Consider the following 23,643-nt stretch of genomic DNA (forward strand, 5'->3'; position numbering starts at 1 on the left):
TCAGCCGTACGGGTCAGGCTTCCGGCCGAGATGAATGCCGGACCGGCCTACATCGGCGCAGCCTCAAGGGAGGCGGCGCGGTCGAGCACGTCGAGGATCAAGCTGACCACCTCATCGGGGGTGAAGTCCATGGCGTTCTCGCCGACGCTGACCTCGAAGGCGCACCGGCCGGGCTCGGACGACGAGCGCACCCGGCCCCAGAGCTGGATGCCGTGCTCGGCGAGGATCGCCTGGCCCGCTTGTTCGATGGCGCGCCGGCCGGCGGGCAGGTGGATGTGGAACAGCGGGGTCTGCGGCGGGTCAGGGCAGGCGCGGGCGGTGCCTTCGGCGTTGATCGCGGCCGCGATGGCGATGGCGTGCTCGCGGTAGGCGGGCATCGCGTCGGCCAGGGTGTCGAGGTGGACCAGCGCGGCCAGGGCGAGCGGCCAAGCGTCGCGGATGCCGCCGCCGAGTCGTTGCCGCCACACCCTTGCCACCTCCACGGTGGCCGCGTCGGAGGCGAGCACCGCGCCGCGCACGCCTTGCAGGCTCTTGTAGAGGGAGACGTAGACGGTGTCGAACAGGGCCGCGATCTCGTCGAAGGGGCGCCGGTAGTAGCTCTGGGCCTCCCACAGCCGGGCGCCGTCCAGGTGTGCGGCGGCGCCGGTGGCGCGCACGAGCGCGACCTGCTCGCACAACTCGTCCCAGGTGGGCAGCAGGCCGCCGATGTCACGCTGCGGCAGTTCCCACACGGCGGCGGCGAGGGGCTCGCCGATCGCCGCCAGGTCCGCAGTTGTCATCAGCTCGTGAAGGTCGCCGGTACGGCGTAACCGCAGACCGTGGACGGCGTTGTAGCCCTGCTCCTCCCAGGTGTCCAGATGTGATTGCGGGTGCGCGGCGAACGTGCGCCGGCCGCGCCGGTCGGCGTGCACGCGCAGCGCGGTCTGCTGGGCCATCGTGCCGCTGGGGAAGAACAGCGCGGCCTCCTTGCCGAGCAACTCGGCCAGCCGCCGCTCCAGCAACGCGACGGGGCCCTGCGGCCCGTCGGCCGGAGTGTCGTCATCCACCAGGGCCAGCATCTGCTCCAGCATCACGCGCGGCGTACGCCTGATCGGGGCGTGCAGGAACAGCGACCGTCGCACCGTCGGGCTGGTGTCGGGCATGAATACCTCCTTCGTTATTGCGATAGATGCGCAACAAGCTACAGGGATACCTTACGTGGGTTTGGTATATCGGGGACGGCTGGTCGTAACCCGCGTGGATCTTTCGTCATGTCCGGCGGCGGGCGACCATGATGAGCAGCGGTACCAGGAGGGTCAGGGCGCCGCCGATCCACAACACGCTCATCGGGCCGGCGGCATCGACCGCCAGGCCGCCCGCGAAAGCGCCGAGGGCGATGGACAGGTTGAACGTCGAGACGTACAGGGATGATGCGGCCTCGGTGGCGGCAGGGGCGGCGTTGAGCATCCAGGTCTGAAAGGTGACCGGGACGGCGCCGTACGCCAGCCCCCAGACCACCAGGACCACGGCCGCGGACCGGACGTCGTGGCTGCCGATGGCGACGGCGGCCATGGCGGCGGTGAGCAGCAGGCCGATGCCGCACACCGTCTGCCACAGGCGCGTGGCGACCAAGGCGCCGGCGAGGAAGTTGCCGCAGATGCCGGCAACGCCGAAGACCAGGAGCAGCACGCTGATCATGTTGTCGGCGACGCCGCCGTCCTGGAGGATGGGCCGCAGGAAGGTATAGGCGGTGAAGTGCCCGGTGATGGCCAGGAAGGTCACCACGATGCCGGTGCGTACGGCGCGGTGGTCGCGCAGCACGCGCGGCAGGTCCGCCCACACCATCGTGCGTTGCGGCGCCACCTTCGGCATCAGGATGACCATGCAGGCCAGCGAGATCAGGCCGAGCACGCCGACAGCGGCGAACGCGGTGCGCCAGCCGGCGAGGTCACCGGTCAGGGTGCCGGCGGGCACGCCGAGCACAGAGGCGGTTTCGACGCCGCCGAAGACGACCGCGGTGGCGCGGGGCACGTGGCGTTCGGGTACCAGGCGCAGGGCGATGCCGCCGGCCAGCGACCAGAAGCCGCCGACGCTGATGCCGATCAGGAAGCGGGCCAGCAGGACGATGGCGAAGCTGGTGGCGAGGGCGGAGGCGAGGTTGGCCGCGCCCACGATGCCGATCAGCAGGACCAGCACCAGGCGGCGGTCGATCCGGGCAGTGGCCACGGTGACCAGCGGCGCCGCGACGGCGGCGACCAGCCCGGGCACGGTGACCATGAGCGCGGTGGTGCCCTCGGACAGGTCGAGGGCGGTGCCGATGGGGGTGAGCAGCCCGACGGGCAGCAGTTCGGAGGTCATCAGGGCGAAGATGCCCAGCGTGACGGCGAGGATCGCGAGCCAGCCCCGGACGGGTGACAGGCCGGGGCTCCGGGCCTCGTCCGGCGACCGGGCGTCGATGGTGGTCATGGGTGTGGGCCTTTCCGGGTGCGGTCAAGGCGCGGGCGGTGGCCGCACGAGCCGGCCACCGCCCGGAAGCGGGGGAAACTGTGGGCCTACTCGGTGCCGGGGGTCTTGCGCGTGGTCACGTTCATGCGGTTCCACGCGTTGACCGTGAAGATCAGCGCGATGAGCTGGGCCAGTTCTTTGTCGTCGAACTGCCGCGCGGCCTCGTCGTACACCTCATCCCCGACTCCGTGCGGCAGCAGGGTCACCGCCTCCGTCAGCGCCAGAGCAGCCCGCTCCTTCGCGGTGTAGAGGCTGGACTCCCGCCAGGCGCTGAGCTGGTAGATCCGCGCCTCACTCTCCCCCGCCCGGCGTGCGTCGCCGGTGTGGTAGTCGATGCAGTAGGCGCACTGGTTGATCTGCGAGGCGCGGATCTGCACCAGCTCGACCAGCACCGGGTTCAGCCCTTCGCGGGCCGCGGCGTCCAGGGCCAGTACGGCCTTGAAGATCTTGGGGGCGACACGCGACAGGTTCATCCGTTCGGCAATGGCGACGTTTGTCATGGCCACCACGCTAGGGGCGTGATCGACCCGCGATATGGTGCATTTCCGTGACTCTTTGTTGGGCCAATTCGTGAGCGGCAGCGACCTGCATCTGGAGCTCACCGGCAGCGGCGGCGCGCGCGTACGGCTGATGCGGGCCCTGCGCGAGGCCATCCGCTCAGGACGGCTGGCCCCCGGCACCCGGCTTCCGCCCTACCGCGCCCTCGCCCTGGACCTGGGCATCGCCCGCAACACGGTGGCCGCCGCCTATGCCGAACTCGTCGAGGAAGGCTGGCTCACCGCACGTCAGGGCTCGGGCACCGAGGTCGCGTACCGCGCCGCACCTGTGGAGCCGGACCCGCGGCGAGCCCCCGCGCGGCCGTCCCGCCCCCGGATCGTCCATGACATGACGCCCCGTTCCCCCGACGCCGTCTTCCCCCGCTCGGCCTGGGCCGCCTCGGCCTACCGGGCGTTGACCGCCGCGCCCAGTGACGCCTTCGGCGTCTGCTCGGGATACGCGCACGGGCTGCGGCTGGTGTCCCAGGTGCTGCGCGGCCCGGTCGCCGTCGAGGCGTACGGGCTCGCCTTCCACCGCTCCCTCCTGACGGAGGCGACGGGCTGGGGCCCTACCGGCACGCGACGGACTGGTCATCGGGTACGGCACGCCAGCCGAGCACACCTTCGCCGCCGGACTGGACGCCCTATGCCTGGCCCTGCCCGGCCCCGATGACACCGAGGCCGATGACACGCCGATACGATCGTAGCGCGGTCCTCCCTGTAAGTTCCGGCGGCAAATGGCCGGGATCTCCGGCGCTATTTGGCCGGACGTGATCTCTTGCCGGCATGAGTACGGCCCCGCCATGTGGCGGGGCCGGAGGTTGTCGATGTGGTGGGTCGCGGGTTCGAGGCGGGAGCCTCACATGACGCCGATGATGAGGTTCTCGCGGGCGGCTTCGACGACTTCCTTGGTCACGGTGGTGAGCTGGTTGATCTCCAGGACGCGTTTCCGCCCGCTCCTGGGTAGCACGTCGAACGGCGTCCCGGTGGTCATGCGCGCAGCAGGCAGGGCCACGAGGGGAGCTCCTTCCTCGTGGCCCTGCCTGCTGCCGGGCTCAGCGACCCGCCGGGATCCCTCCGCCCTCCCGCGGCACGTTCCGTAGCGTCGTGGCGAGGGCGACCAGCTCGGCCTTCGCCTCGGCCGAGGCGCGCTTGGGGTCGGCGTTGCCGATGCGGCTGAGGAACTCGCGCAGCGCGGCGTCTGTCGGCTGAACCTTGCCTGCGGTGGTCTGCTCGCGCGCCTTGTCCACGAAGGCGTGCAGTCTCCTGACGAGAGTCGCCGACAGCTGACCGTCGTCCGCCCACTTCTGCACGGCGGTGGACAGGTCGGCGTACGAGACGACCGTCAGGACCACGCGCCTATAGGTCTTCAGGCGGGTGTACGTCGGATTGCTCGGAGAGTCGGAAACCTCGAAGATCAGGTGGATGGTGTCGCCGGTCCTGGCGTCTGCCGTGGCGTCCCGTGTGTTCGCCAGGTCGATGGTTCCGGTGCCGGCGAGGGTGTCCACGTCGGCATACCGCCACCACCACTTGTAGGTGAGTCGGTCGCCGTCGGGGTCATCGGCGACGCCGTTCAGGTTGACCGTCCGGCCTGGCACCACCGGCACATCAAGCCCTATGCCAGGTGCTTGGTGAAGAACTCCGCCATCCGTTCCACGGCCGGCTCGACGTATGCGGGCTTGTCGTACAGGTCGAAGTGGGAGGCCCCGGGCACGACCATGAGCTCCTTGGGCTCTTTCGCCGCCTCGTAGGCGGTCCGGCTGAACTGCAGCGTCTCGGCGTTCTCCCCGGCGATCAGCAACAGCGGCCGCGGTGAGATCGTCTCGATCTGCGCGAACGGGAAGTAGGCCATGTGCAGGCCCACGCTGGTGACCACGTAGCGGTTCTCCGCGCGAGGATGGCTGCCGCGATCGGTCAGGTAGTAGTCCGCGGCTTCGCGGAAGAAGGACGGTGTGTCGTCGGTGTGCTGGTCGGGGCTGGGGACGAGCTGCTCGACAAGCGGCGGGCCACCGGCCTCCCGGGTCAGCTGCTCGCCGATCTTCTTGAGCTGGGCCTCCTTTGCTCGTAGGAGATCGGTGCTCCTTCGATCCCTTCGCGCGCGGCGGCACCCATGTCGTAGGCCACGACCGTGGCCACGGCCCTGACGCGCGGGTCGGTCTGGGCCTCGTCGATGGTGTAGCCGCCGCCGGCGCAGATGCCGAGAGTTCCGATCCGGTTGGCGTCGACCTGCTGGTGGTTGCTGAGATAGGTGACCGCGCTGCGGATGTCGCGGACGCGGTGGCTGGGGTCTTCCATGTTCCGCGGCTTCCCCCCGCTCTGCCCGTAGTGTGAGGCGTCGTAGGCCAGGGTGATGAATCCCTGCTTGGCCATCGAGCGGGCGTACAGACCGGCGGTCTGCTCCTTGACGCCGCCCCACGGGTGGGAGACCACGATCGCGGGGTACTCCTTGGAGGCGTCGAAGCCGGGCGGGCGGTACAGGTTGCCGGCGATCGTGACCGAGTCGCTGGGGAAGGTCACGCTCTGCGCACCCTCGGCGTGGCCGGTCTTGGCGCCGGCAGCCGCCGTGGAGGCGGCCGGTTTCGGGTCCGCTGCGGCGCTGGAGCATCCGCTCATCAGCAGCGCGGCCAACGCGGCTTGGAGCAGTGGGCGGCGCTTGAGCGGCGAGGTGGTGTTCGTCATCCTGTGTCCTGTCTCTCGGTCTGGGGCTGGGAGCGTGGGTCCCCGGCATCGGGGACAACGGTTCGGCCGGCGACGGTCGGCGGCCGGCCGGTGAAGAAGTGGGCATCTGCGGGGACGGGCCCGCCGGTCTCGGGGCACGGTGTCCCCTCTACCTGGTGCCGGGCCGCGCTGGATCGCTCTGGGCTGCCCGGTTCCGCCGGGAGCGCCCCGCAAGACGCGGCCTGTCGTCGTGGCCGGCGGGCCGCGGGCCCGGAGGAGTGCGGGCCTCGTCATGACGCGGCGCTGATCCACAGCAGACGGTCCACCGACGTGGCCCCCTCGGTCGCGCGCGGGGAGGTGTTGGTGGAGGTGACGTAGATGCCGTTCTGGTAGGGCAGTACGGCGCGGGCGCGCTCGCCGGAACTGAACAGCGGGTGCATGGTCCGTGCGTCGTCGTCCATCACGTAGAGGATCTGCGCGGCCAGGGCCGCGACCACGAGCTCGTCGCCGGCGAAGGCGATGCCCGACGGTGCCCAGGTGTCGGACCCGGAGCCCAGGAACGCAGGCTCCATGCCGTCTTGGTCGTCGGTCCCCTGGGCGGCTGGCCAGCCGTAGTTCGTGCCGGGGGTGATGAGGTTGATCTCGTCGTGGGCGGCCTCGCCGTGCTCGGCCGAGAACAGCCGGCCCTTGGCGTCCCAGGCCAGCCCCTGCGGGTTGCGGTGCCCGTAGGAGTACACGAAGGAGCCGTCGAACGGGTTGTCCTCGGGCACGGAGCCGTCCAGGGCCAGGCGAAGGATTTTCCCGGCGAGGCTGTTGCGGTCCTGCGGCATCCGCTCGTCATGGACCCAGCCGGTGGTCGCGTACAGGTACCCGTCGGGGCCGATCGCGATCCTGCCTCCGTTGTAGAGCTCGTGGCCAGGGATGCCGTCCAGCAGCACCCCGGTCTCGCGCCAGGCTGAGCCGTCGAAGCTCGCCTCGGCGATCCGGTTCGTCAGCCCGTCCTGGCCCTTGTAGGTGTAGTAGATGTACGCGGTGCCCGATTCGGCGAAGTCCTCGGCCAGCGCCAGCCCCATCAGGCCGCTGCCGCCGTCGTGGACGACCGGGGCGGAGGTCTGCACCTCGTAGCGGTCGAATCGGCCCTTGTGGTCGACCATTGCGATCGTGCCCGCGACCTCGGTGATGATGAGCGTGCCCTCGGACTGGCGCACCTCCCATGGGTAGTCCAGCTTGTCGGTGACGACCGTGACGCCGAAGTCGTCGGTGCTCAGGCCGACCAGGCTCGGCCCCGTGTAGCCGGTGTGGCCGGTGTCCGGCGCCGGCCGTTGCGGGCTGGGCGTGCGGGCGGGCGCTGCGGTATGGCCGCCCGGGGAGGCGGGAGCCGGGGAGCGGGGTGCCTGCGGGCTCATGGCGCAGCCGGTGAGCAGCAGGAGGGTGGTCAAGAGGATGGGCAGGGGCTTGTTCATCATGATCGTCTGGTCCGGGGCGTCAGGGGTGGGTGTCCTGGGGGTGTGCGTATGTGGCGGGCCGGGGCCTGGGGGATGGTCGTCACCGCTGCGCCGGGGCTGGTTGCGGGAACAGGTTCGCCGCCGCTGCGGCGAAGGTCGGCACCACGGCGATCAGCAGGTTCACGCGCAGGCCGGACGTTTCGGGTTCGGCGTCTTGTGGTGGCGGCGCGGCCTGCCCGTCGCCGCAAGACAGGCGCGGGCGTAGCGGCCTTGCCTCGCGTGCGACGGGCGGGCGCCGGCCGCCTGCCGCGAGCCCGCGTCGTCTCAGCCGGCGTTGTCTCAGTGCGCGGTGAAGCCGCCATCGACCGGCAGAGCGACACCGACCACGAAGCTGGCGGCAGGGCTGCACAGCCACAGGACGGCGGCGGCGATCTCGTCCGCCTGGCCCAGCCTGCCGATCGGCTGCTGCTTGGTGATCTCTGCCATGGCGTCGGCCTGGGTGGTGACCATGTCCGCGACCATGGGCGTGTCGATCACTCCGGGGCATATGGCGTTGACGCGGACGCCCTTGGGGGCGTACTCGACCGCGACGCTCTTGGTCAGGCCGATCACGCCGTGCTTGGAGGCGTGATAGGCCGCGCGTTGCGGCAGGCCCACGAGCCCGCCGAGGGAGGAGCAGTTGACGATGGCGCCGCTGCCCTGCTCTCGCATCTGGCGCAGTTCGTGCTTCATTGCGGCCCACACGCCGCGCAGGTTGACCGCGTTGACGAAGTCGAAGTTCTCGGCCGTCTCCTCAGCCGCGTCGCTGGGCGGCGCCTGCACGCCGGCGTTGTTGAACGCCATGTCCAGGCGGCCGAACGTCGTCACCGCGCGCTCCACCATGGAGGCCGCCTGGTTCTCGTCGGTGACATCGCAGGCGACGCCGATCGCCTGATGGCCGGCCGAGACCAGTTCCCCGGCCGCGCGCTCGGCGGCGTCCTGGTTGACGTCGGCCAGCACGACCGCCGCGCCGGCGTCGGCGAAGGCGCGTGCCGTCGCCAGTCCCATCCCGGAGGCCGCACCGGTGACGAGGGCCACCTTGTTCGCAAAGTCGTAGGTCGGATTCATGGTGTGTCACTCCTGATCGGATGATCGGCCCGCTGGAGTGCGGGCACGGGCAGGGTCGGTGAGCGGGCGGGGCTGGTGAGCGGGGCGGTGTCAGGGCCGCGGCATCGACTCACGCGGGCTTTGCGCGATGATCTCCTGACGGGGATGGTGGGCCGGCCGGGGACACGGCCCCGGCGAAGGGCCGTTGCCGGCCGCTTGCGCTATCCCGGCACCACCCATCAAATCCGTTACCGTGCAGGTGCGGGAGGCAGCGTTTATCGGGGGGAGTAACTCCACCCCCCAGCGGCACAACAGGGGTCGTACCGTTGACGGCATGGACAACCGAGCCGAGATCCGCGAGTTCCTGGCCTCGCGGCGAGCCAAAATCACCCCGGAGCAGGCCGGGCTGGCCCCCGGGGCCGGCATACGGCGCGTCCCCGGGCTGCGGCGCGAGGAAGTGGCCGTCCTGGCCGGTGTGTCCATCGACTGGTACGTGCGCCTGGAGAAGGGCCACATCAGCGGTGTCTCCGACGACGTTCTCGAAGCCGTGGCCCGTGCGCTGCAGCTCGACGAGGCCGAGCGGCAGCACCTGTTCGCCCTCGCCCGGGCCGCCAAACCCCTTCGATCGCCCCGCCGCCGCACCCGGCAGGCCGTCCGGCCGAGCGTGCTGCGCATCCTGGAGTCGATGACCGACACGCCGGCCTTCGTCCGCAACGGCCGGCTCGACGTGCTCGCCATCAACCCACTCGGGCGCGCCCTGTACGCACCGATGTACGCGCCGATGCTGGATGACCCGGTCCGCCCGGCGAACCTGGCCCGGTTCACCTTCCTCGACCCCAGCGCCACCGACTTCCTCATCGACTGGAACGAGGTCGCCACCAGCACCGTCGCGGTCTTGCGCGCCGAAGCAGGCCGCGACCCGCACAACCGGGAACTGACCGACCTCGTCGGCGAACTCGCCACCCGCAGCGAGCCGTTCCGCACCCGCTGGGCGACCCACAACGTCCACCTGCACCAGAGCGGCATGAAACATTTCAACCACCCGCTCGTCGGGCGCATCGACGTCACCTTCGACTCCATGCCCCTTCCCACCAAGGAAGACCAAGGCCTGACGCTCACCGCCTACACCGCCGAACCCGGCTCAACCTCACAAGACGCGCTGAAGCTGCTCGCCAGCTGGACAGCCCCAACCACCGGCAGCGACCGCCAGACGGCCGAGAACAACCGGCCGTAGCCGGCCTCCGGAAACCCGTCGGGCCGCTTCACAACCTGCGGTCACCGGGACACGCAGGCGCGCCGCAAGTCCCGCCCGGAACCGGTTGCCGTGTACCGGCACCACAGGATCCTGCGCCGCCTGCCGGACCGCGGGGGCACGGGAACGGGGCGCCCCCGGCGAGGCAGGACGTTTTCCGCGAAACCGATGCGGAGCGGAACCGCCGCTGACCCATCGCCGGTCACCGCCGGGTAGCTACCACCACGAACCCCAACGACCGGACGCTCATGTTGCGAGCGTTCGACGCAACCGCACGGTGGCGGCGTGGCCTGCCGCTGCTGGCGCCCCCGCCTCGCGGCCCCGGGGGCGGTCATCTTCGAACGGAAAGGCACCCATCATGCGCGGAGCCGTCATCTACGCTCCCGGGGACGTGCGCCTCGAACAGCGCCCGAACCCGACGATCGTCCACCCCACCGACGCCGTCATCCGCACTGTCGCCACCTGCGTGTGCGGGTCGGACCTGTGGGACTACCGCGGTATCAATCCCGTCACCGAGCCCACCCCGATCGGCCACGAGTACGTCGGCGTAGTGGAGGAGGTCGGCGATCAGGTCGAGACGATCCAGCCCGGCCAGTTCGTCATCGGCTCCTTCTTCGCCAGCGACAACACCTGCCCCAACTGTCGAAACGGCTACCCCAGCTCGTGCGTGCACCGCGAGTTCGTCGGCGGCTGCCAGGCCGAGTACGTGCGCGTCCCGCTGGCCGACGGCACCCTGGTCGCCACGCCCGACCAGCCCGCCCCGGAGCTGGTGCCCAGCCTGCTGGCCCTGTCGGATGTGATGGGCACCGGCTGGTACGCTGCCGCGGCGGCCGAGGTCAAGCCCGGCTCCACCGTCGCGGTGGTCGGCGATGGAGCGGTCGGCTTGTGCGCGGTGATCGCCGCTCGCGAACTCGGCGCGCAGCGGATCATCGCGATGAGCCGTCATGAGCCGCGGCAGAAGCTGGCGCTGGAGTTCGGCGCCACCGACATCGTCACCGAGCGCGGCGACGACGGCGTGGCCCGGATCAAGGACATGACCGACGGCATCGGCGCCGATGCCGTGCTGGAGTGCGTCGGGACCGGCGAGTCGATGCTGCAGGCGCTGCGCTCGACCCGGCCGGGCGGCAATGTCGGCTTCGTCGGCGTCCCGCACGGCGCCGACATCCCGGCTGAGGAGCTCTTCTACTCCCATGTCGGCCTGCGCGGCGGCCCCGCCCCGGTGCGCGCCAACCTGCCCGACCTCATCGAGCGGACCTTCGACGGCCGGATCCAGCCGGGCAAGGTGTTCGACCTGACGCTACCCCTCGACCAGGTAGGCGACGCCTACCGCGCGATGGATGAGCGCCGCGCCGTCAAGGTGCTGCTGCGCCCCTGACGGCACGACCGCCAGACGGGCAGGCGCCCTGCCCACCGGACCGTCCACGCCCGTTCATCCTCACAACCCTTTTCGAAGCTCCGGTAGCTGCGGCTACCTCGCCCTGTGAAGGAGACACGCCCATGACCACCTGGACCGCCGATGAGCTGGAGCGCATCAGCACAGCCGACGAGCTGGACATCGCTCCGCAACGCCGCGACGGCAGCCTGCGCAAGCCGACCACCATCTGGGTGGTCCGCGACGGCGACAACCTGTTCGTCCGCTCCTGGCGCGGCAGCGACGGCATGTGGTTCCGCACCGCCGACTCCAGCCGCGCCGGCCGCGTCAGCGCCGGCGGCGTGACCAGAGACGTCACCTTCGCCGAAGAAGCCGATCCGGCCGTCAACGACCGCATCGACGCCGCTTACCGCAGCAAGTACGGCCACTACAGCGGCTACGTCGAGCCGATGGTCGCCAACACAGCCCGGGCCACCACACTCAAACTCCTGCCTTGCTGACCAGCCCGCCCACAAGCTCCTCCATGAGCATGCGGCGGCAGCGACATGCCCCATGCGGCCGAGCCGGCCCAGAACTCCTATAGCTCCGGCGAGCCGCCACTCAGTTGCTCAGTGGGTACGGCGGCGGGGCGCCAGGACCTCGGTGACCTTGGCGATGGCTTCGGCGCCGGGTTTGACGTAGCGCATGGTGGTGCGGGGGTTCTTGTGCCGGGTCTTGCCCATGATGAGCTGCAGCGGGATCTCGGCGTCGCTGAGGTGGGTGGCCGCGCTGTGGCGCAGCTGGTGCAGGTCGAGCCCGGTGTACTTGTTCAGCAGGACGCGGGCGCGGTCGTAGCCCAGGCGGGCGCGGCCGGTGTGCGGGCAGAGGTCGGCGGCCGCGGGGCGGCGGGCGGGGACGGGGCGGCGTTCGGACAGGAACAGCGGGCCGTGCGTGCGCGTGCTGCCGTCGGGGAGCCGGAGGAGGCGGGGCAGGAGGTGGGCGGTGCCGCGGTCCCAGTACACCCACTCGATCGCGCCGCCCTTGGACCGAACCGGGGCGCGGCGGTGTTCCAGGTCGAGGTCTTCGACGTTCAGGGCGAGGATCTCGGCAGCCCGGGCGGCCGTTTCGTACAGCATCCGCCAGAGCGTCTTCTCCCGCAGCGGGATGTCGCGGCGCGACAGCAGCCGGTGGATGGTGGTCCTGGCGACCGCGCGGGTCTCATCCGCGCTCTCTTTACGGCGTTCGGCGTCGGCCGGGACCGACGGTGCGATCCAGTGCTTCTTGGTCTGGCACCAGGTCAGCCAGGAGGTGATGGCGGCACGGTTGCGGTTCCAGGTCGCCGGCGCGCATCGGCCCCAGAGCTCGGTGAGGGCGGTACCGATCTCGGCGTCGGTGACGCCGGCGAGCGGCCGGTCGCGGCCGAGTCGCTCGATGGTGCGGTCGATGGCCGAGGCGTAGGCGCGGTGAGTGTTGGGGTTGGCCGTGCGCGGGGTGGCCAGGAAAGCGTCGGCGGCAGCAGCGAGCCTGACGCCTCCCCCGCGAAGGGCGGTGACCTTCGGCGCGGCGGTCATGCCGGCCGCCGGGCGGCAGTCGCCTTGCCCGCCAGAATGATGTACCGGATAACGTGCCGGAGTCGCGCACCGCCCCGGCGAGACGTTCTCCTGGTCGCCGGGCTGTGACTTTCGGCTGTAGATGGCGTGACATCTTCGCTGATACGTGGAGCCCATAACGAGGGCGTTCGTTTCGGGTGAGCCGAAGCACGGTAGTTGTCACATAGGCAGGCTTTCTGTCACCTGTGACGTGATCTCTGCGGGTGTGGCGCGGGCTCTTGCGCGTTCTGATCGGCGGGTGGGGTTTCTGCTCAGGTCTGCGGGTTCTGGCGGGCTCGGTTCTGGTCGGCCAGGAACTTGTCGAGTAGGTCGAAGAGGATGCCGGTGACCTGGGTCTCTTCCTCCGGGGTGAGGTCCGCTCTGAATCCGGTTTCGCCGAGGGCGATTTGTTGGACCTGGGCCTCCCAGACGAGGTTGGTGCCGACTTGATGTCGTGCCATCAGCCATTCGCGCCAGCCGTCGAGCCCGGGTCCTCCATGTCGGCGAGCAGCCTGGTCATAGCCGATCAAGAACGCGGTCACGCCCTTCAGCGATGGGCGGCCGATGAACATGCCGATGCGCTTGGCGAACTGGTCGAAGTACTCGCGCTCGCTCATGTCGATCAGTTCAGTCATCCTCAGATCCTCGCCGGCGAACTCCGGTGCAGGCTATGACCTTGGTGGTGTCCGGTGTGAGGAACAGGATGTAGTTCCAGGTGCGGTCGGCTGAGGTGATACGACCGAGTTGGATCGGCGATTGGCCAAGGCCGTTGAGGGTGTCGACTGTTTGCTGAAGGGACTCGTTTTGGGCACCTTGTTTCGTGGTGAGGCGGAGTCGGCGCCGGTAGGTCGTGGCCAGTTCGGATGCCGGCACGTCTCCGTCCCAGATGGTGAACTGGCCGTTGTCGGCGAGAGCGGCGCGGGCCGCTCTGCATGCTCCGGTTGTTGTGTCGAGGAGCGTGAGAAGGTCGTCTCGGTTCAGCGGTCGCTCCACTTGCAGATTTTAGGGGTGGTGCGGATATTAGCCGAGGCGCCCAGCCGGTTCTCCGGAGATCAGGTCGGTCGTGGCCGCGAGGAGGTCGGCCTCGTGGATCAGGAGCTTCTTGAGCGCGCCGTAGTGGGCGAGGGGCGCCTCGCGGTTGAGGTGGTGCCAGGTGGTCCCGCGGCGTAGGAGCCATTCGCGCTGGGTGTGCTGCGGCTGCTGGGCCTCGATGGGACGGGGCGCGAAGCGGGGTTCGCCTTGGGTGACGCGTGCCCAGATGAACGCGGAGGACTCTTCGTCGAGGCTCCAGCCGTGGAGGGCGTCGCGGCGGTGCTGGTAGTCGATTAGCCCGGGGGTGGTGTCGAGTTCGGCGGCGAGGTTCTTGAGGGCGATGATGAAGGAGGTTCGGGTCGGGTCGGTGTCGAGCCATTGGTAGAGGTCTTTGGTGAAGGCGAACTGGCCGCCCTTGGGATTGATGCCGAGGAAGTTGGCGGCGTCGCCGAGGGATCCGCCCGCTGACCACTGAACGAGGATGGCGGCCGCGGATCGGCGGAGAACCTTGCTCAGCCGGCTCTTGCAGCCGAGCGGCGCGAGGTGCCGGTCGAACCAGACGTCTTCAAGGAAGGCGGGAACGTGTTCTGGCCGGTAGCCGCCGAAGCGTGCGGGGGCTTTCGGTCCCCTTGGTCCGGCCAGGCGGCGGTAGCGGCGGATGGCGGGTTCGATGGTGTCCCGGAGTGTCGGGGAGCAGGCGGTGTGGTGCCTGTCGAGGACAGAGGCGAGCGGAGTCTTACTGGGCTGGATGGTGTGGGCTTCCTGGATCTCGCGAACGAGGGCGTTCTGGAGGTCGGGATGATCGAGGACGTTGAGCGCGGCGGTCAGGATGGCCGCGGTCGCGTGGAGTTCTCGGGGCAGGGAGTCACGGGACTTGCGGTTCCCGCCATTGAGGTGGCTGACGTGTTCGCCGATCGCGGGGATGCTGTGTGGTTGCAGAAGGTCTTGGCTTGCTGGCCAGGCGAGATAGAGCAGTGAGACGACGACGCGAAGGTCGGTGAAGGTGCGCGTCGCGTTGTCGGGTGAGGTGCGCGGATCAAGCAGAGCGGAAAGCCGTCGCTGAGCGTTCAGGACGGCTGGCCGAGGCTCGAAGGCGGGCGGTTGGGGCTGGTCCAGGCGGGCCCCGCAGCACGGTCGGCGGCGGCCCCGGCCGTCCGGATCCGCGGGGTCGCGGCACTGGGCCGGATGCAGGACCCATTCGGAGGTCGGGGTGATCAGCCGGTTGGGTTGGGCTGCGAGCCGATGCTGCCGAGGACAGGCGTCGCGAAGGAACGTGTGGTGGTCTGGGCAGGCGAAGGCGATGGGCAGGTGCCAGATCTTCTTCCAGGGTCCGCCGTAGGCCTGCTGAACTGCGGTCCCGTCCCCGGCCAGGCAGTCCGGGCAGTAGCGGACGTCGTCATGGAACAGCCACTCGTCGAATCTTCTGTTCCCCTCTGTCCAGATCTTTCCGGCGCTGTGGGTGATCGGCGGGTAGCGGTCGGCCCAGGGCAAGAGCGTCAGCTCAGCGGCCTCGCCCGCGGTGAGAGCGGTGGCCGTCGCGAAGACCGGGAGGTTGAGATCGATCAAGAGCCGCCGGCTCAGCTGGCCGGGGACTCCATCGCCGCACTGGATGACCTTGGCCAGCTGCTGCGGTGTGACCCGCAGACGCCAGGCCAAGCGGAGCAGGAACCCGGCGAGTCCTTCCCGGGATCGACGGGATCTCTCCGGCGTCGAGGTCGGCGAGGTTCCCGAGGCGGATTGCCGTCCCTGCCAGGAGTTCGGGGGTCAGCTGCTCCTCGCCGGTGGCGATCGCCTTGGCGCAGCCGTCCTCGATGAGCCGGCGCAGGAGGCCGACGATGCCGTGGGTGCGGCGGAACAGGTATTCGGGCATGCCGCCGCCGGTGAGCATTCCATCGAAGCCGCGCAGGAGCCGGAGCTGGTCTTCGATGCCAGCTAGGTGCTCGATGAACGCGTTGATTCCGGCTGGGGTGGAGTAGTCGAACGGGTCGAGGTCGACCAGGTCGAAGCGTCGTTCGGTCTGGGTGGCCGCAGCAGGGTTGTGGCTCTTGCCGCGTTTGATTGTCACCTCGGCTACATTTCGTAGGCTTTCTGTCACTGGTTCTGGTGAGGTGCTAGGCCGTGTTTCAGAAGTGACTTGAGTGGCGGTTGCTCGAGGTGTTCGTAGATCGACAAAAAAAGAGGTCTCCGGTAGATGAGTCAACGACCAAGAAGACCATCTGCACGGAGACCTCGTGGACACCTTACCGGTGGCCGGGCGGGCTGATCTGACCGATGCGCAGTGGGCGGTGCTGGAGCCGCTGCTGCCGGTCGGCCGCAAGCCAGGGCGCCCGCCGACCTGGACGAAACGGCAGCTCATTAATGGGATCCGGTGGCGGGTTCGGGTGGGGGCGCCATGGCGGGACGTGCCGGAGCGGTACGGATGCTGGCAGACGATCTACGGGTTGTTCCGGCGCTGGCAGCGTGCCGGAACCTGGCAGCAGATCCTGACCGTCTTGCAGGCTCAGGCGGACGCGGCTGGGCTGATCACGTGGGATGTGAGTGTCGACTCCACCGTCTGCCGGGCTCATCAGCACGCCGCCGGGGCGCGGAAAAGGGGGATCTGCAGGTCGAGTCGCCGGGCGGGGTGCAGGAAGAGCCGGCCGATCACGGGCTGGGGCGTTCCCGGGGTGGCTTGAGCACCAAACTGCACCTGGCCACCGAGCAGGGCCGCAGAGCACTGTCGATCGTGCTGACGGCCGGGCAGCGTGGTGACAGCCCGCAGTTCACGGCGGTCTTGGAGGGCATCCGGGTGCCGCGCCTGGGCGGGGGCCGGCCCCGTACCCGGCCGGACCGGGTGCTGGCCGATAAGGCCTACAGCTCGCGCGGTAACCGCCGTTACCTGCGCAGGCGCGGCATCAAGGCCACCATCCCGATCAAGCTGGACCAAGCCGCCGCCCGGCGCAGGAAGGGGACGAAGGGCGGCCGGCCACCGGCCTTCGACCCCGAGTCCTACAAGCTGCGTCACGCCGTGGAATGCGGCATCAACCGGCTCAAGGGCTACCGGGCGGTGGCTACCCGCTTCGACAAGCTGGCCGTGCGCTACGAAGCGACTGTTCATATCGCCGTGATCGACACCTGGCTATGAGCGCACCACTTCTGAAACACGGCCTAGTAGGCGGCCCCCAGCACCAGGGTCACCTTCCTCCCCGCCGTCTTCGGCCGCCCGCGCCTGGTGGTGATCCACGCGCCCGGGTGGCAGCCGGTGGTGCTGTACCCCGTGGCGGAGGCAGACCCGGAGAAGCCGGTATCGCTGGAAACAGTCAGAGGCACTCGCGCATCCAGTACACGCGGCTCGCGCCACCTCCCCGTTCTGCGCTGAGCAACCGCCCGCTGCCCCCGGGCAGTCGGTCCGCGCCAGTCCAGGCCCCTGCCTTCCAAGTTCCCGGGCAGAATCTGACCGGGCCCGGCTCGCCGCTTCACCAGCGCCCCGCCCACGTTGTCGGCGCCCGCCGACGGTCCGCAGAGCTGACAGTGAGGCCGACAGGGGGGCCGGCAGGGAACTCGCCGGCGTTCCCGCGACAGTGATGTGTGTGGATGTGAAGATACGTGCTCGCCTGCTTGAAGGCGATCAACAGGCATTGGGCGAGCTTTTCGACCGGTACGCCACCAGTGTCTATAACCATGCCTACTGGGTGGTCGGTGACTGGTCGGCAGCCGAGGACGTGGTGTCGTTAACGTTCATGGAGGTGTGGCGGCTACGGGCACGCCTTGACCCGCAAGGCGGCTCGCTGCATCCATGGCTGCTGGGGGTGGCCACCAACGTGGGCCGCAATCTGCGGCGGGCCAGACGGCTGCATCGGGAGGCTCTTGCCAAGATGCCCCGCGCCGCCCCCGTGCCGGACTTCGCCGACGAGGTGGTCGGGCGGATTACCGACGCGCAGCGACTGGAGAAGGTGCGTGCCGCGATCGGGCGGTTGCGCAAGCACGAGCGGGACGTGCTGCTGCTGTGCGCCGGCGCTGGACTCGACTACGCCGAGGCGGCCGAGGCGCTCGGCATCCCGATCGGCACTGTGCGGTCCCGGCTGTCTCGGGCCCGCAAGAAGCTGGAACTCGCCCTTACCCCCGTGACAGAAGATGGTGACCGCAGCATCGCGGTCCGGCCCCTCAAGGAGCACCCATGAACATTTTCCCCGGAAAGCGGGACTTTCCTGAGGGCCGTCACCAACTACTCAGGGAGTTCGTGATGATCACGATCCAGGACGAGTCCACCCCCGCCAGGCGGCGTCGCAGACTGCTGCGCCCCGCAATTCTGGCTCCCGCCGTGGGCCTGGCCGCCGCGGCTGCGGTGGCCATTCCGCTGGCGTTCGGCGGCACTCCCGCCTACGCGGTGGCCAAGAACCCGGACGGCACCGTGTCGATCACCATCAACGAGGCCAAGAATCCCAAGGGGCTCGAGGCCGAACTGCGGCGGATGGGCTACAACATCGTCGTCGACTACCTGCCGGCGGGCAAGAAGTGCGCCACCCGGCCGCGCGGCTCGCACTGGCTGTCGAAGGAACTTGCTCCCCTCGCCGTGTTCCCGCCCACTTCCGAGGACTTCCCGGGCTTCCAGATCGACCCGGCACAGATCAAACCGGGCCAGACCGGCGTGCTGGAGTTCGGCGTGAACGACAACCCCCAGCCGGGTGGCGTCATAGCGGCGATCTGGGCGCGAGTCTCTGACGGGCCCGTGGGACCGTGCGAACTCGTCGACGGCGACGCGCCCCTGGGTGACGGCGAGGAGTAACCAGGCATCCAGGACCACACCGGCCTGGATGGCTCCGCTGTCAGTTCCCTGATCAGGGCCGTTGCGCACGCCGTGGCAAGATCTCCAGGCGCGGAGTCCCCCGGGTCAGCCATCTCGGACGGCTGGCCCGGGGCCATGCATGAACAGGAATGAGGCGTCCCCACCGGGCCGGGTATGGGCGAGGTCCGGATCGGAGAAGGTCTTCCAGATACGGGTGCGCTGGAAGGCCATGAGCCAGACGATCGGGCGAGCTTGCGCACACTCCGGCCCATGAACGGAAACGACGCGAGGTCTCGCGCGGCCCCTCGACACCCTCCCAGGCCCCGTCGATGGCGGGTGGGGTGCTGACACGCTTCTCGGCGAGCAGCTCGAGACGGCCGCCGGCAGCGGCGGGCCCTGCTCGTGGAGGTCAGGCAAGGTTACGCTGCTGCCGGCTGTCGAACATGTGGACTCCGTCCGGGCTACAAGGCGTGGCCGCCGGCGACCTGGAGCACCTGGCCGGTGACCCAGCGGGCCTGGTAGGAGGCCAGGTACACCACCGCGTCGGCGATGTCTTCCGGCTCGCCTACCCGGCCCATCGGCACGATCCCGCTCGCATGGGCGAGGACGTCCGGTGTCATCCAGCCGGTCTGTACTGGGCCGGGCGCGACGGCGTTGACCCGGATGCCCCGTGCGGCCAGGTCCAGGGCGGTGGAGCGGGTGATCGCCTCCAGCGCGGCCTTCGACGTTCCGTAGCCGGTCTGGCCGGGGAACGCGCGGGCGGCGTCGGTGGTGATGTTGACGACGCACAAGGGTTCCTCGCCACGGCGTCGGCGAGCGACCTCGGCGGTCAGGAGTGCCGGGGCGATGGCGTTGACCTGATAATGCCGCTCCAGCGAACCGTGGGTGAGCGTGTCGACATCGTCCGGCGTCTCACAGTGCGCCGCGTTGTTGACCAGAACGTTGATCGGCCCGGCTTGGCCGGTTACCGCGTCGGCGAGCCTGGCGGCGGCGTCGGGTTCCGAGAGGTCGGCGCTGACGGTGAAGGCGCCGTTGCCGAGTTCGCGGGCCAGCACGGCGGCCGCGTGGGCGTCGGGGGTGATGTGCGCCTGTTCGACGCCCTGTGGGGCGGGCCGGTCCTGGGCGAGATAGTGGATCGCGACGCGGGCGCCCTGGGCGGCGAACGCGCGGCTGATCGCCGCCCCGATGTTCCCGGCGCCGCCGGTGACCAGGACGTTCTGGCCGCTGAGGCGGGTGTCGATCATCTATGTCTCCTCTTTTCGTCGTACGTGGCCGGACATGCGTTGATGACGGCGGCGCCCGGGGCGACGAGAAACACAGGCGGGATGCCGGAGCACAAAGCGTGGTGAACACGAAAGGCCTGACCTCACGGAGGAACGCATCCCGCCGGGCCGGTGGCCTCGGGCGCGGGGACGGGCAAGATCAGGAGCGCATACGGTCACCCTACTCCAGTCGGCCCGAGCCTGCGGGCTCCACTTCCCCGAGGCCCCGGCCACACCACAACCGTGAGGGTGAGGGCCGTGACGACCGGGCCGAAGGGGAGTGTCCAGTGCGCGGTGGTCAGCCGGCGCGGGTTCGCAGCCGCCATGAGTCGGTGGCCGGGCACTCGGTGCTCCGGATGCGGGCCACTGCGGGCCCTTCGCCGGACCTCCCGGTTGTGCGACACCACGACGACTTACTGACGCAGTGGGGCGATGGGGCCGTCGGGCGAGATCAGGCGGGCTTCGAGCATCCGCTCCACATGGCCGGCCACCTGCTGATCGGTCAGCCTGCGGAAGCCGTCGGCGTCGATCACCGACACGATCGGCCAGATCTTGCGCGTCACGTCCGGCCCGCCGGTCGCCGAGTCGTCGTCCGTGGCGTCATACAACGCCTGGATCAGCGTCCTCGCCGTGCCGTCGGCCGACGCGCCGTCGCGGTAGAGCTTCTTCAGCGACCCGCGCGCGAAGATCGAGCCGGATCCGATCGCGTCGAACCTCCTGCGCTCGTACGGTCCACCCCCATCTGGTGGGCCAGCTTGCGCCAAGCGATGGGCGACTCGGTCGTCACCACGGCCAGGTCACCCCACCACTCCAGGTTCTTGGGCGGCCGGAGGCCGATCGCCCATGTGGCGTGGTGGGCGGGGTGCTCATCACCATCGTCCTCAAGGGCTCGCAGGTCCATCCCGCAAGCGCATTCGCTGCCGCTCGGCGTTCGTACACGCTGGAACTGGACGCTCTGCGCACCAGAACTGAGGTTCTGGCGTCGGCCACCTACCCAGGGACGGACCGATGCGTCCTGCGGCTCGACGTGTCCGGTCCATCGGTCGACGCAGCCGGGGTACTGCTCGGGAAACAGCTCCCGCTTCAGCTTTTCGGCGGGCGGCAGGGTCGGGCGAACCCATACACTTCCTCGGGTCGCCCGGCCGTTGAGGCGGAGTTCGGACTTGTTTGCTTGCCCCGCAGGAAGTTCAGAACACTCCGGGCGGCCTGCTGCCCGAGGGCAAGACCTGGTACAAGGAAAAGAACCGCGGCATGCCCGACTCGTGGTCGCAGTTCATCAACCCGGCCGAGACCAAGACCGTGGCCCGGCTGCTCAAGAACGGCACGACCAAGGGCAACACCGTTACCGGCTCCATCACCGTCAGGGAGCTCAAGGCGGTCTCGGCCTGGGTGTCCGCCGCCAGGATCGGCACTGAGCACGACGGCATGAAGATCTCCTACACGCTCACCCTGTCCTCAGCGGGTCTGGTCAGCCGCGTGCGGTCCACCTACGCTCTGGCCGAGGACGGCACCACCTACACCAGCACCGTGGACAGCCGTTACACGGGATGGGGGAGCAAGGTGTCGGTCAAAACATCGGCGGCCGCCGCCGTGACCACCAAGTTCCGCTGACCCGGCCTGACCGCCTGCGCTTCGGCCAGTACCGTGGCGCGGGCACCGGCAGGGGAACTCTGACAGCCCGATCACTCAACATCAGGACCTTCGGCCACGCGTTCGGGAGCAATGATCGAAACCTGTGGATCTGCCGGGAAGGGGTGTACCTTCCCGGAGCATCCGATGATGGTTTCGAGATAAGGCCGACGTTGCAGCGTCGGTCGGGAAGGCACACCCGTGCCGCTTACCGTAGTGCCCGAGCCGTCATCGCCGTCATCACCGCGATAACCGCCGTGCGCTCCGCCCAGGACGCCGACCGGCAGGCCACCGAAGCGGACCGGCAACGCACCGGGGCACGCTCCAGCGAGATCGCCGCCTGGAGCCAGTCCTGGCCCGACGACGACCCGGTGACGGTGGCACGCCTGGCAGCGGCGGCCTGGGCGATCGCTCCGACCAACGACGCCCGCACAAGCTTGTACACGGTGGTAAGCCGGCCCGCACGAGGCGTCTGGAGGGGCCACACCGACGGCCGGGTGTCCGCGGTGGGCGTTCAGCCGGGATGGCAAGTACCTGGCCAGTGGCGGCAACGACGCGACGGTGCGGATCTGGGATACGGCCACCGGCCATCAGGTTCGCGAACTCACCAGCCTCCACGGTCCGGTGGTCTCGGTGGCGTTCAGCCCGGACGGCCGGCGCCTGGCCAGCGCCGGTAACGACCAGACGGTAAGAATGTGGGATACAGCCGTCTGCGCGCGCTGCCCTCGCGTGTCGGGGTCTACTTCCTGCTGGCGATGTGCCTGTTCCCCGAGGTCGGCTACCTGCTGGTCTGGCAGAAGCTGACGGCCTCGCTGAGCGCCCTGCCGGTCGTGACGCCCACCACCAAAGCGCTGCGTGACCTGCGCCGCAGAGTCGGTTGCGCGCCGATGCGGCGCCTGTTCGAGGTGCTGAGCGGACCGCTGGCCCGGCCCACGACGCCCGGAGTACGGTTCGGGACCTACCGCACGGTCTCCTTCGACGGCTGCAGCTCACTCAAGGCGCCCGACACCGTCCGTAACCGGGCCTGGCTGGGCAGCCCGGGTCACGGCGGCTACCCGCTGCTGGAGCTGATGACGCTGGTGGAGACCGGAACCCGGGCCCTGATCGGCGCGGTCTTCGGCCCACTGGCGAGGGCGAGAGCGGCTATGCCCGGCGCCTGCTGCACCTACTGACGCCCGACATGCTCGTGTTATGGGACAAGGGCTTCGACGGCAACGCCTTCCTCGCCCAGGTCAACGCCACCGGCGCCCAGGTGCTCGGCCGACTGCGCAGCAACCGGCGCACCCCCATCCTGGCCACCCTCACCGACGGCTCCTATCTCTCGATGATCGGCAGCTTGCAGATCCGCGTTATCGAGGCCCGCATCACGGTGGCCTGCGCCGACGGCACCACCTTCACCGGCACCTACCGCCTGGTCACCACCTTGACCGATGCCCGCCGCTACCCGGCCGCCACCTTGGTCAGGCTCTACCACCAGCGATGGGAACACGAGTCCGCCTACTACGCGCTCCGCCACACCATCATGCAAGGACGAATCCTGCGCTCCGGCGACCCCGCCGGACTGGAGCAGGAGATGTGGTCGGTGCTCACTCTCTATCAACTGCTGCGCAGCGTGATGGTCGACGCCGCCGAGTCCCGGCCCGGCACCGACCCCGACCGCTGCAGCTTCTCCATCGCCCTGCATACCGCCCGCGACCTGGTCCTTCAGCCGGGCGACAACCCCAGCATGGCCACCGGCTGGTCGCAACCATCGGACGCCGTGTCCTGGCGGCGCTGCTGCCACCACGCCGCCCGCGCGTCAGCACCCGCAAGGTCAAATCACCCACCTCCCGCTACAACGAACGGCTCGACGACGGCCGGCCCGACCGCAGCCGCACCATCACCGACCTCCACATCACTCTCCTGCCACCCCCGCCCACGCCGCCCGCCGTGTCCCGGGACGAGCGACCCATGACCCCCACCGACCGCCGCAGACAACAACAGGTCCCTGGCCCTCCTTCACCAAGACCCCGCCCGACCCTGGAAGGCCCGGGACATCGCCCGCCACCTTGGTGATGTCACCCGGACACCATGTATCGGCAACTCTCGCGCTGGGCCGCCGGCCAACTCATCCGCAAAATCGGGCCAGGCGTCTACACCGCCAAGCCGGGCTCCACAGCACTCTTGCCAACAGCTCAGAAACCTTAACTACCTGGCCTTGGGGGAAAGCCCCCTGGCCCAAGGCCGCCTGTTCACTCCGGCGGCGCGGCCAGCCGCCCTCACCGCCGGCCCGCCGGGCACTTGCTTCGCCACCGCCAGCCGCATGGCCGACGGGCACGCCGACCTGCTGTACGTCGAAGGCATGGTGCTGGCCGACGGCATGCCGTTCGCCTTCGACCACGCCTGGTGCGTCAACGCCGCGAGCGCCGGGCTGGGCACCCGCAGCGGCTCCCTGCCCGCGCTGACCGTGGGCGACATCCGCACACTCGTCGACTTCGACGGCAGACTGCTGACCGTGTCCTTCCGCAACAAGGGCGGCACCGAGGAGATGCTGCCGTTGCCGTAGCTGGCTGCG

Annotated in this window: 28 protein-coding genes and 1 pseudogene; 14 read left to right on the forward strand and 15 right to left on the reverse strand. The window is 69.6% G+C overall.

Going from position 1 to position 23,643, the window contains the following annotated elements; translation table 11 throughout:
* Positions 1–47: 47 nt before the first annotated feature.
* The 3 genes from HD597_RS20425 to HD597_RS20435 form a co-directional block, all read right to left on the reverse strand.
* Complete coding sequence (locus tag HD597_RS20425) at positions 48–1,142, reverse strand: threonine aldolase family protein (RefSeq protein ID WP_253744258.1); 1,095 nt, start codon at positions 1,140–1,142, stop codon at positions 48–50.
* A gap of 106 nt (positions 1,143–1,248) precedes the next feature.
* Positions 1,249–2,445 carry an MFS transporter gene (locus tag HD597_RS20430; RefSeq protein WP_253744259.1) on the reverse strand — a complete coding sequence of 399 codons (1,197 nt, stop codon included), beginning with the start codon at positions 2,443–2,445 and terminating at the stop codon, positions 1,249–1,251.
* Positions 2,446–2,531: 86 nt separating this feature from the next.
* The gene (locus HD597_RS20435; RefSeq protein ID WP_253744260.1) at positions 2,532–2,984 is read right to left on the reverse strand and encodes a carboxymuconolactone decarboxylase family protein; all 453 of its coding nucleotides are present in this window, start codon (positions 2,982–2,984) and stop codon (positions 2,532–2,534) included.
* Between the two features lie 70 nt (positions 2,985–3,054).
* Here HD597_RS20435 and HD597_RS20440 point away from each other — a divergent pair, with 70 nt between their 5' ends.
* Positions 3,055–3,693, forward strand: a complete 639-nt coding sequence (locus HD597_RS20440; RefSeq protein WP_253744261.1) for a GntR family transcriptional regulator — start codon at positions 3,055–3,057, stop codon at positions 3,691–3,693.
* Between the two features lie 186 nt (positions 3,694–3,879).
* On the opposite strand, the gene HD597_RS20445 is transcribed toward HD597_RS20440, so the two are convergent.
* The 6 genes from HD597_RS20445 to HD597_RS20470 all read right to left on the reverse strand — a co-directional run bounded on the left by HD597_RS20445 (position 3,880) and on the right by HD597_RS20470 (position 8,230).
* Positions 3,880–4,035: a hypothetical protein gene (locus HD597_RS20445; RefSeq protein WP_253744262.1), complete on the reverse strand. Its 156-nt coding sequence runs from the start codon at positions 4,033–4,035 to the stop codon at positions 3,880–3,882.
* Between the two features lie 40 nt (positions 4,036–4,075).
* Positions 4,076–4,618, reverse strand: a complete 543-nt coding sequence (locus HD597_RS20450; RefSeq protein ID WP_253744263.1) for an FIMAH domain-containing protein — start codon at positions 4,616–4,618, stop codon at positions 4,076–4,078.
* A 17-nt stretch (positions 4,619–4,635) separates the two neighbouring features.
* Entirely contained in the window at positions 4,636–4,896 is a 261-nt protein-coding gene (locus tag HD597_RS20455) for an alpha/beta hydrolase (protein ID WP_253744264.1), read from the reverse strand.
* A gap of 146 nt (positions 4,897–5,042) precedes the next feature.
* Complete coding sequence (locus HD597_RS20460) at positions 5,043–5,699, reverse strand: alpha/beta hydrolase (RefSeq protein WP_253744265.1); 657 nt, start codon at positions 5,697–5,699, stop codon at positions 5,043–5,045.
* A gap of 269 nt (positions 5,700–5,968) precedes the next feature.
* The gene (locus HD597_RS20465) at positions 5,969–7,144 is read right to left on the reverse strand and encodes a PQQ-dependent sugar dehydrogenase (RefSeq protein ID WP_253744266.1); all 1,176 of its coding nucleotides are present in this window, start codon (positions 7,142–7,144) and stop codon (positions 5,969–5,971) included.
* A 318-nt stretch (positions 7,145–7,462) separates the two neighbouring features.
* The gene (locus HD597_RS20470) at positions 7,463–8,230 is read right to left on the reverse strand and encodes a glucose 1-dehydrogenase (RefSeq protein ID WP_253744267.1); all 768 of its coding nucleotides are present in this window, start codon (positions 8,228–8,230) and stop codon (positions 7,463–7,465) included.
* Positions 8,231–8,543: 313 nt separating this feature from the next.
* Between HD597_RS20470 and HD597_RS20475 the strand changes: the two genes are divergently transcribed.
* From HD597_RS20475 to HD597_RS20485, 3 genes are all read left to right on the forward strand, one after another.
* Complete coding sequence (locus HD597_RS20475; protein WP_253744269.1) at positions 8,544–9,443, forward strand: helix-turn-helix transcriptional regulator; 900 nt, start codon at positions 8,544–8,546, stop codon at positions 9,441–9,443.
* A gap of 376 nt (positions 9,444–9,819) precedes the next feature.
* Positions 9,820–10,836, forward strand: a complete 1,017-nt coding sequence (locus HD597_RS20480; protein WP_253744270.1) for a zinc-dependent alcohol dehydrogenase family protein — start codon at positions 9,820–9,822, stop codon at positions 10,834–10,836.
* A 122-nt stretch (positions 10,837–10,958) separates the two neighbouring features.
* On the forward strand, positions 10,959–11,333 hold the full coding sequence (locus tag HD597_RS20485) for a DUF2255 family protein (protein ID WP_253744272.1): 375 nt from the start codon (positions 10,959–10,961) through the stop codon (positions 11,331–11,333).
* A gap of 108 nt (positions 11,334–11,441) precedes the next feature.
* Here HD597_RS20485 and HD597_RS20490 read toward each other — a convergent pair whose 3' ends face one another.
* The 4 genes from HD597_RS20490 to HD597_RS20505 all read right to left on the reverse strand — a co-directional run bounded on the left by HD597_RS20490 (position 11,442) and on the right by HD597_RS20505 (position 15,089).
* Positions 11,442–12,383 (reverse strand): tyrosine-type recombinase/integrase, encoded by a 942-nt coding sequence (locus tag HD597_RS20490; RefSeq protein ID WP_253744274.1) that lies wholly within the window; start codon positions 12,381–12,383, stop codon positions 11,442–11,444.
* 290 nt (positions 12,384–12,673) lie between these two features.
* Positions 12,674–13,036 (reverse strand): hypothetical protein, encoded by a 363-nt coding sequence (locus HD597_RS20495; protein WP_253744276.1) that lies wholly within the window; start codon positions 13,034–13,036, stop codon positions 12,674–12,676.
* The gene (locus HD597_RS20500) at positions 13,029–13,394 is read right to left on the reverse strand and encodes a hypothetical protein (protein ID WP_253744277.1); all 366 of its coding nucleotides are present in this window, start codon (positions 13,392–13,394) and stop codon (positions 13,029–13,031) included. The genes HD597_RS20495 and HD597_RS20500 overlap by 8 nt, the downstream gene beginning before the upstream one ends.
* Before the next feature lie 27 nt (positions 13,395–13,421).
* Positions 13,422–15,089, reverse strand: a complete 1,668-nt coding sequence (locus HD597_RS20505) for a TniQ family protein (protein WP_253744278.1) — start codon at positions 15,087–15,089, stop codon at positions 13,422–13,424.
* 560 nt (positions 15,090–15,649) lie between these two features.
* Here HD597_RS20505 and HD597_RS20510 point away from each other — a divergent pair.
* The 4 genes from HD597_RS20510 (at position 15,650) to HD597_RS20525 (ending at position 18,198) form a co-directional block, all read left to right on the forward strand.
* Positions 15,650–16,557 (forward strand): IS5 family transposase gene (locus HD597_RS20510; RefSeq protein WP_276082695.1). Its coding sequence is split into 2 segments (ribosomal slippage): positions 15,650–16,076 and positions 16,076–16,557, totalling 909 coding nucleotides; the frame shifts between segments, so codons are not numbered across the junction.
* Positions 16,558–16,647: 90 nt separating this feature from the next.
* Positions 16,648–16,791: a hypothetical protein gene (locus HD597_RS20515; protein ID WP_253759420.1), complete on the forward strand. Its 144-nt coding sequence runs from the start codon at positions 16,648–16,650 to the stop codon at positions 16,789–16,791.
* Between the two features lie 211 nt (positions 16,792–17,002).
* The gene (locus HD597_RS20520; RefSeq protein WP_253744279.1) at positions 17,003–17,593 is read left to right on the forward strand and encodes an RNA polymerase sigma factor; all 591 of its coding nucleotides are present in this window, start codon (positions 17,003–17,005) and stop codon (positions 17,591–17,593) included.
* A gap of 62 nt (positions 17,594–17,655) precedes the next feature.
* Entirely contained in the window at positions 17,656–18,198 is a 543-nt protein-coding gene (locus HD597_RS20525) for a hypothetical protein (RefSeq protein ID WP_253744280.1), read from the forward strand.
* 461 nt (positions 18,199–18,659) lie between these two features.
* Here HD597_RS20525 and HD597_RS20530 read toward each other — a convergent pair whose 3' ends face one another.
* Positions 18,660–19,442, reverse strand: coding sequence for an SDR family NAD(P)-dependent oxidoreductase (locus HD597_RS20530; RefSeq protein ID WP_253744282.1), 783 nt, complete (start codon positions 19,440–19,442; stop codon positions 18,660–18,662).
* Between the two features lie 431 nt (positions 19,443–19,873).
* Positions 19,874–20,224, reverse strand: a complete 351-nt coding sequence (locus HD597_RS20535) for a hypothetical protein (protein WP_253744283.1) — start codon at positions 20,222–20,224, stop codon at positions 19,874–19,876.
* 403 nt (positions 20,225–20,627) lie between these two features.
* On the opposite strand from HD597_RS20535, the gene HD597_RS20540 reads away from it, so the two are divergent.
* The 6 genes and pseudogenes from HD597_RS20540 (at position 20,628) to HD597_RS20555 (ending at position 23,634) form a co-directional block, all read left to right on the forward strand.
* A complete protein-coding gene (locus HD597_RS20540) occupies positions 20,628–21,071 on the forward strand; it encodes a hypothetical protein (protein ID WP_253744284.1) in 444 nt (147 codons plus the stop codon).
* A gap of 534 nt (positions 21,072–21,605) precedes the next feature.
* Positions 21,606–21,659, forward strand: a pseudogene (locus HD597_RS66820) (hypothetical protein); the annotation flags it as partial.
* Positions 21,651–21,893 (forward strand): WD40 repeat domain-containing protein, encoded by a 243-nt coding sequence (locus HD597_RS66825; protein ID WP_372513623.1) that lies wholly within the window; start codon positions 21,651–21,653, stop codon positions 21,891–21,893. The pseudogene HD597_RS66820 and the gene HD597_RS66825, both read left to right, overlap by 9 nt.
* A complete protein-coding gene (locus tag HD597_RS20545; RefSeq protein WP_253744285.1) occupies positions 21,785–22,261 on the forward strand; it encodes a transposase domain-containing protein in 477 nt (158 codons plus the stop codon). The genes HD597_RS66825 and HD597_RS20545 overlap by 109 nt, the downstream gene beginning before the upstream one ends.
* 8 nt (positions 22,262–22,269) lie before the next feature.
* Positions 22,270–23,043 carry a transposase gene (locus HD597_RS20550; RefSeq protein WP_253744286.1) on the forward strand — a complete coding sequence of 258 codons (774 nt, stop codon included), beginning with the start codon at positions 22,270–22,272 and terminating at the stop codon, positions 23,041–23,043.
* Between the two features lie 243 nt (positions 23,044–23,286).
* Positions 23,287–23,634 carry a hypothetical protein gene (locus HD597_RS20555; protein WP_253744287.1) on the forward strand — a complete coding sequence of 116 codons (348 nt, stop codon included), beginning with the start codon at positions 23,287–23,289 and terminating at the stop codon, positions 23,632–23,634.
* The last annotated feature ends 9 nt before the right edge of the window (positions 23,635–23,643 follow it).

The sequence above is a fragment of the Nonomuraea thailandensis genome, from assembly GCF_024172165.1.
Taxonomy (GTDB): Bacteria; Actinomycetota; Actinomycetes; order Streptosporangiales; family Streptosporangiaceae; genus Nonomuraea; species Nonomuraea thailandensis.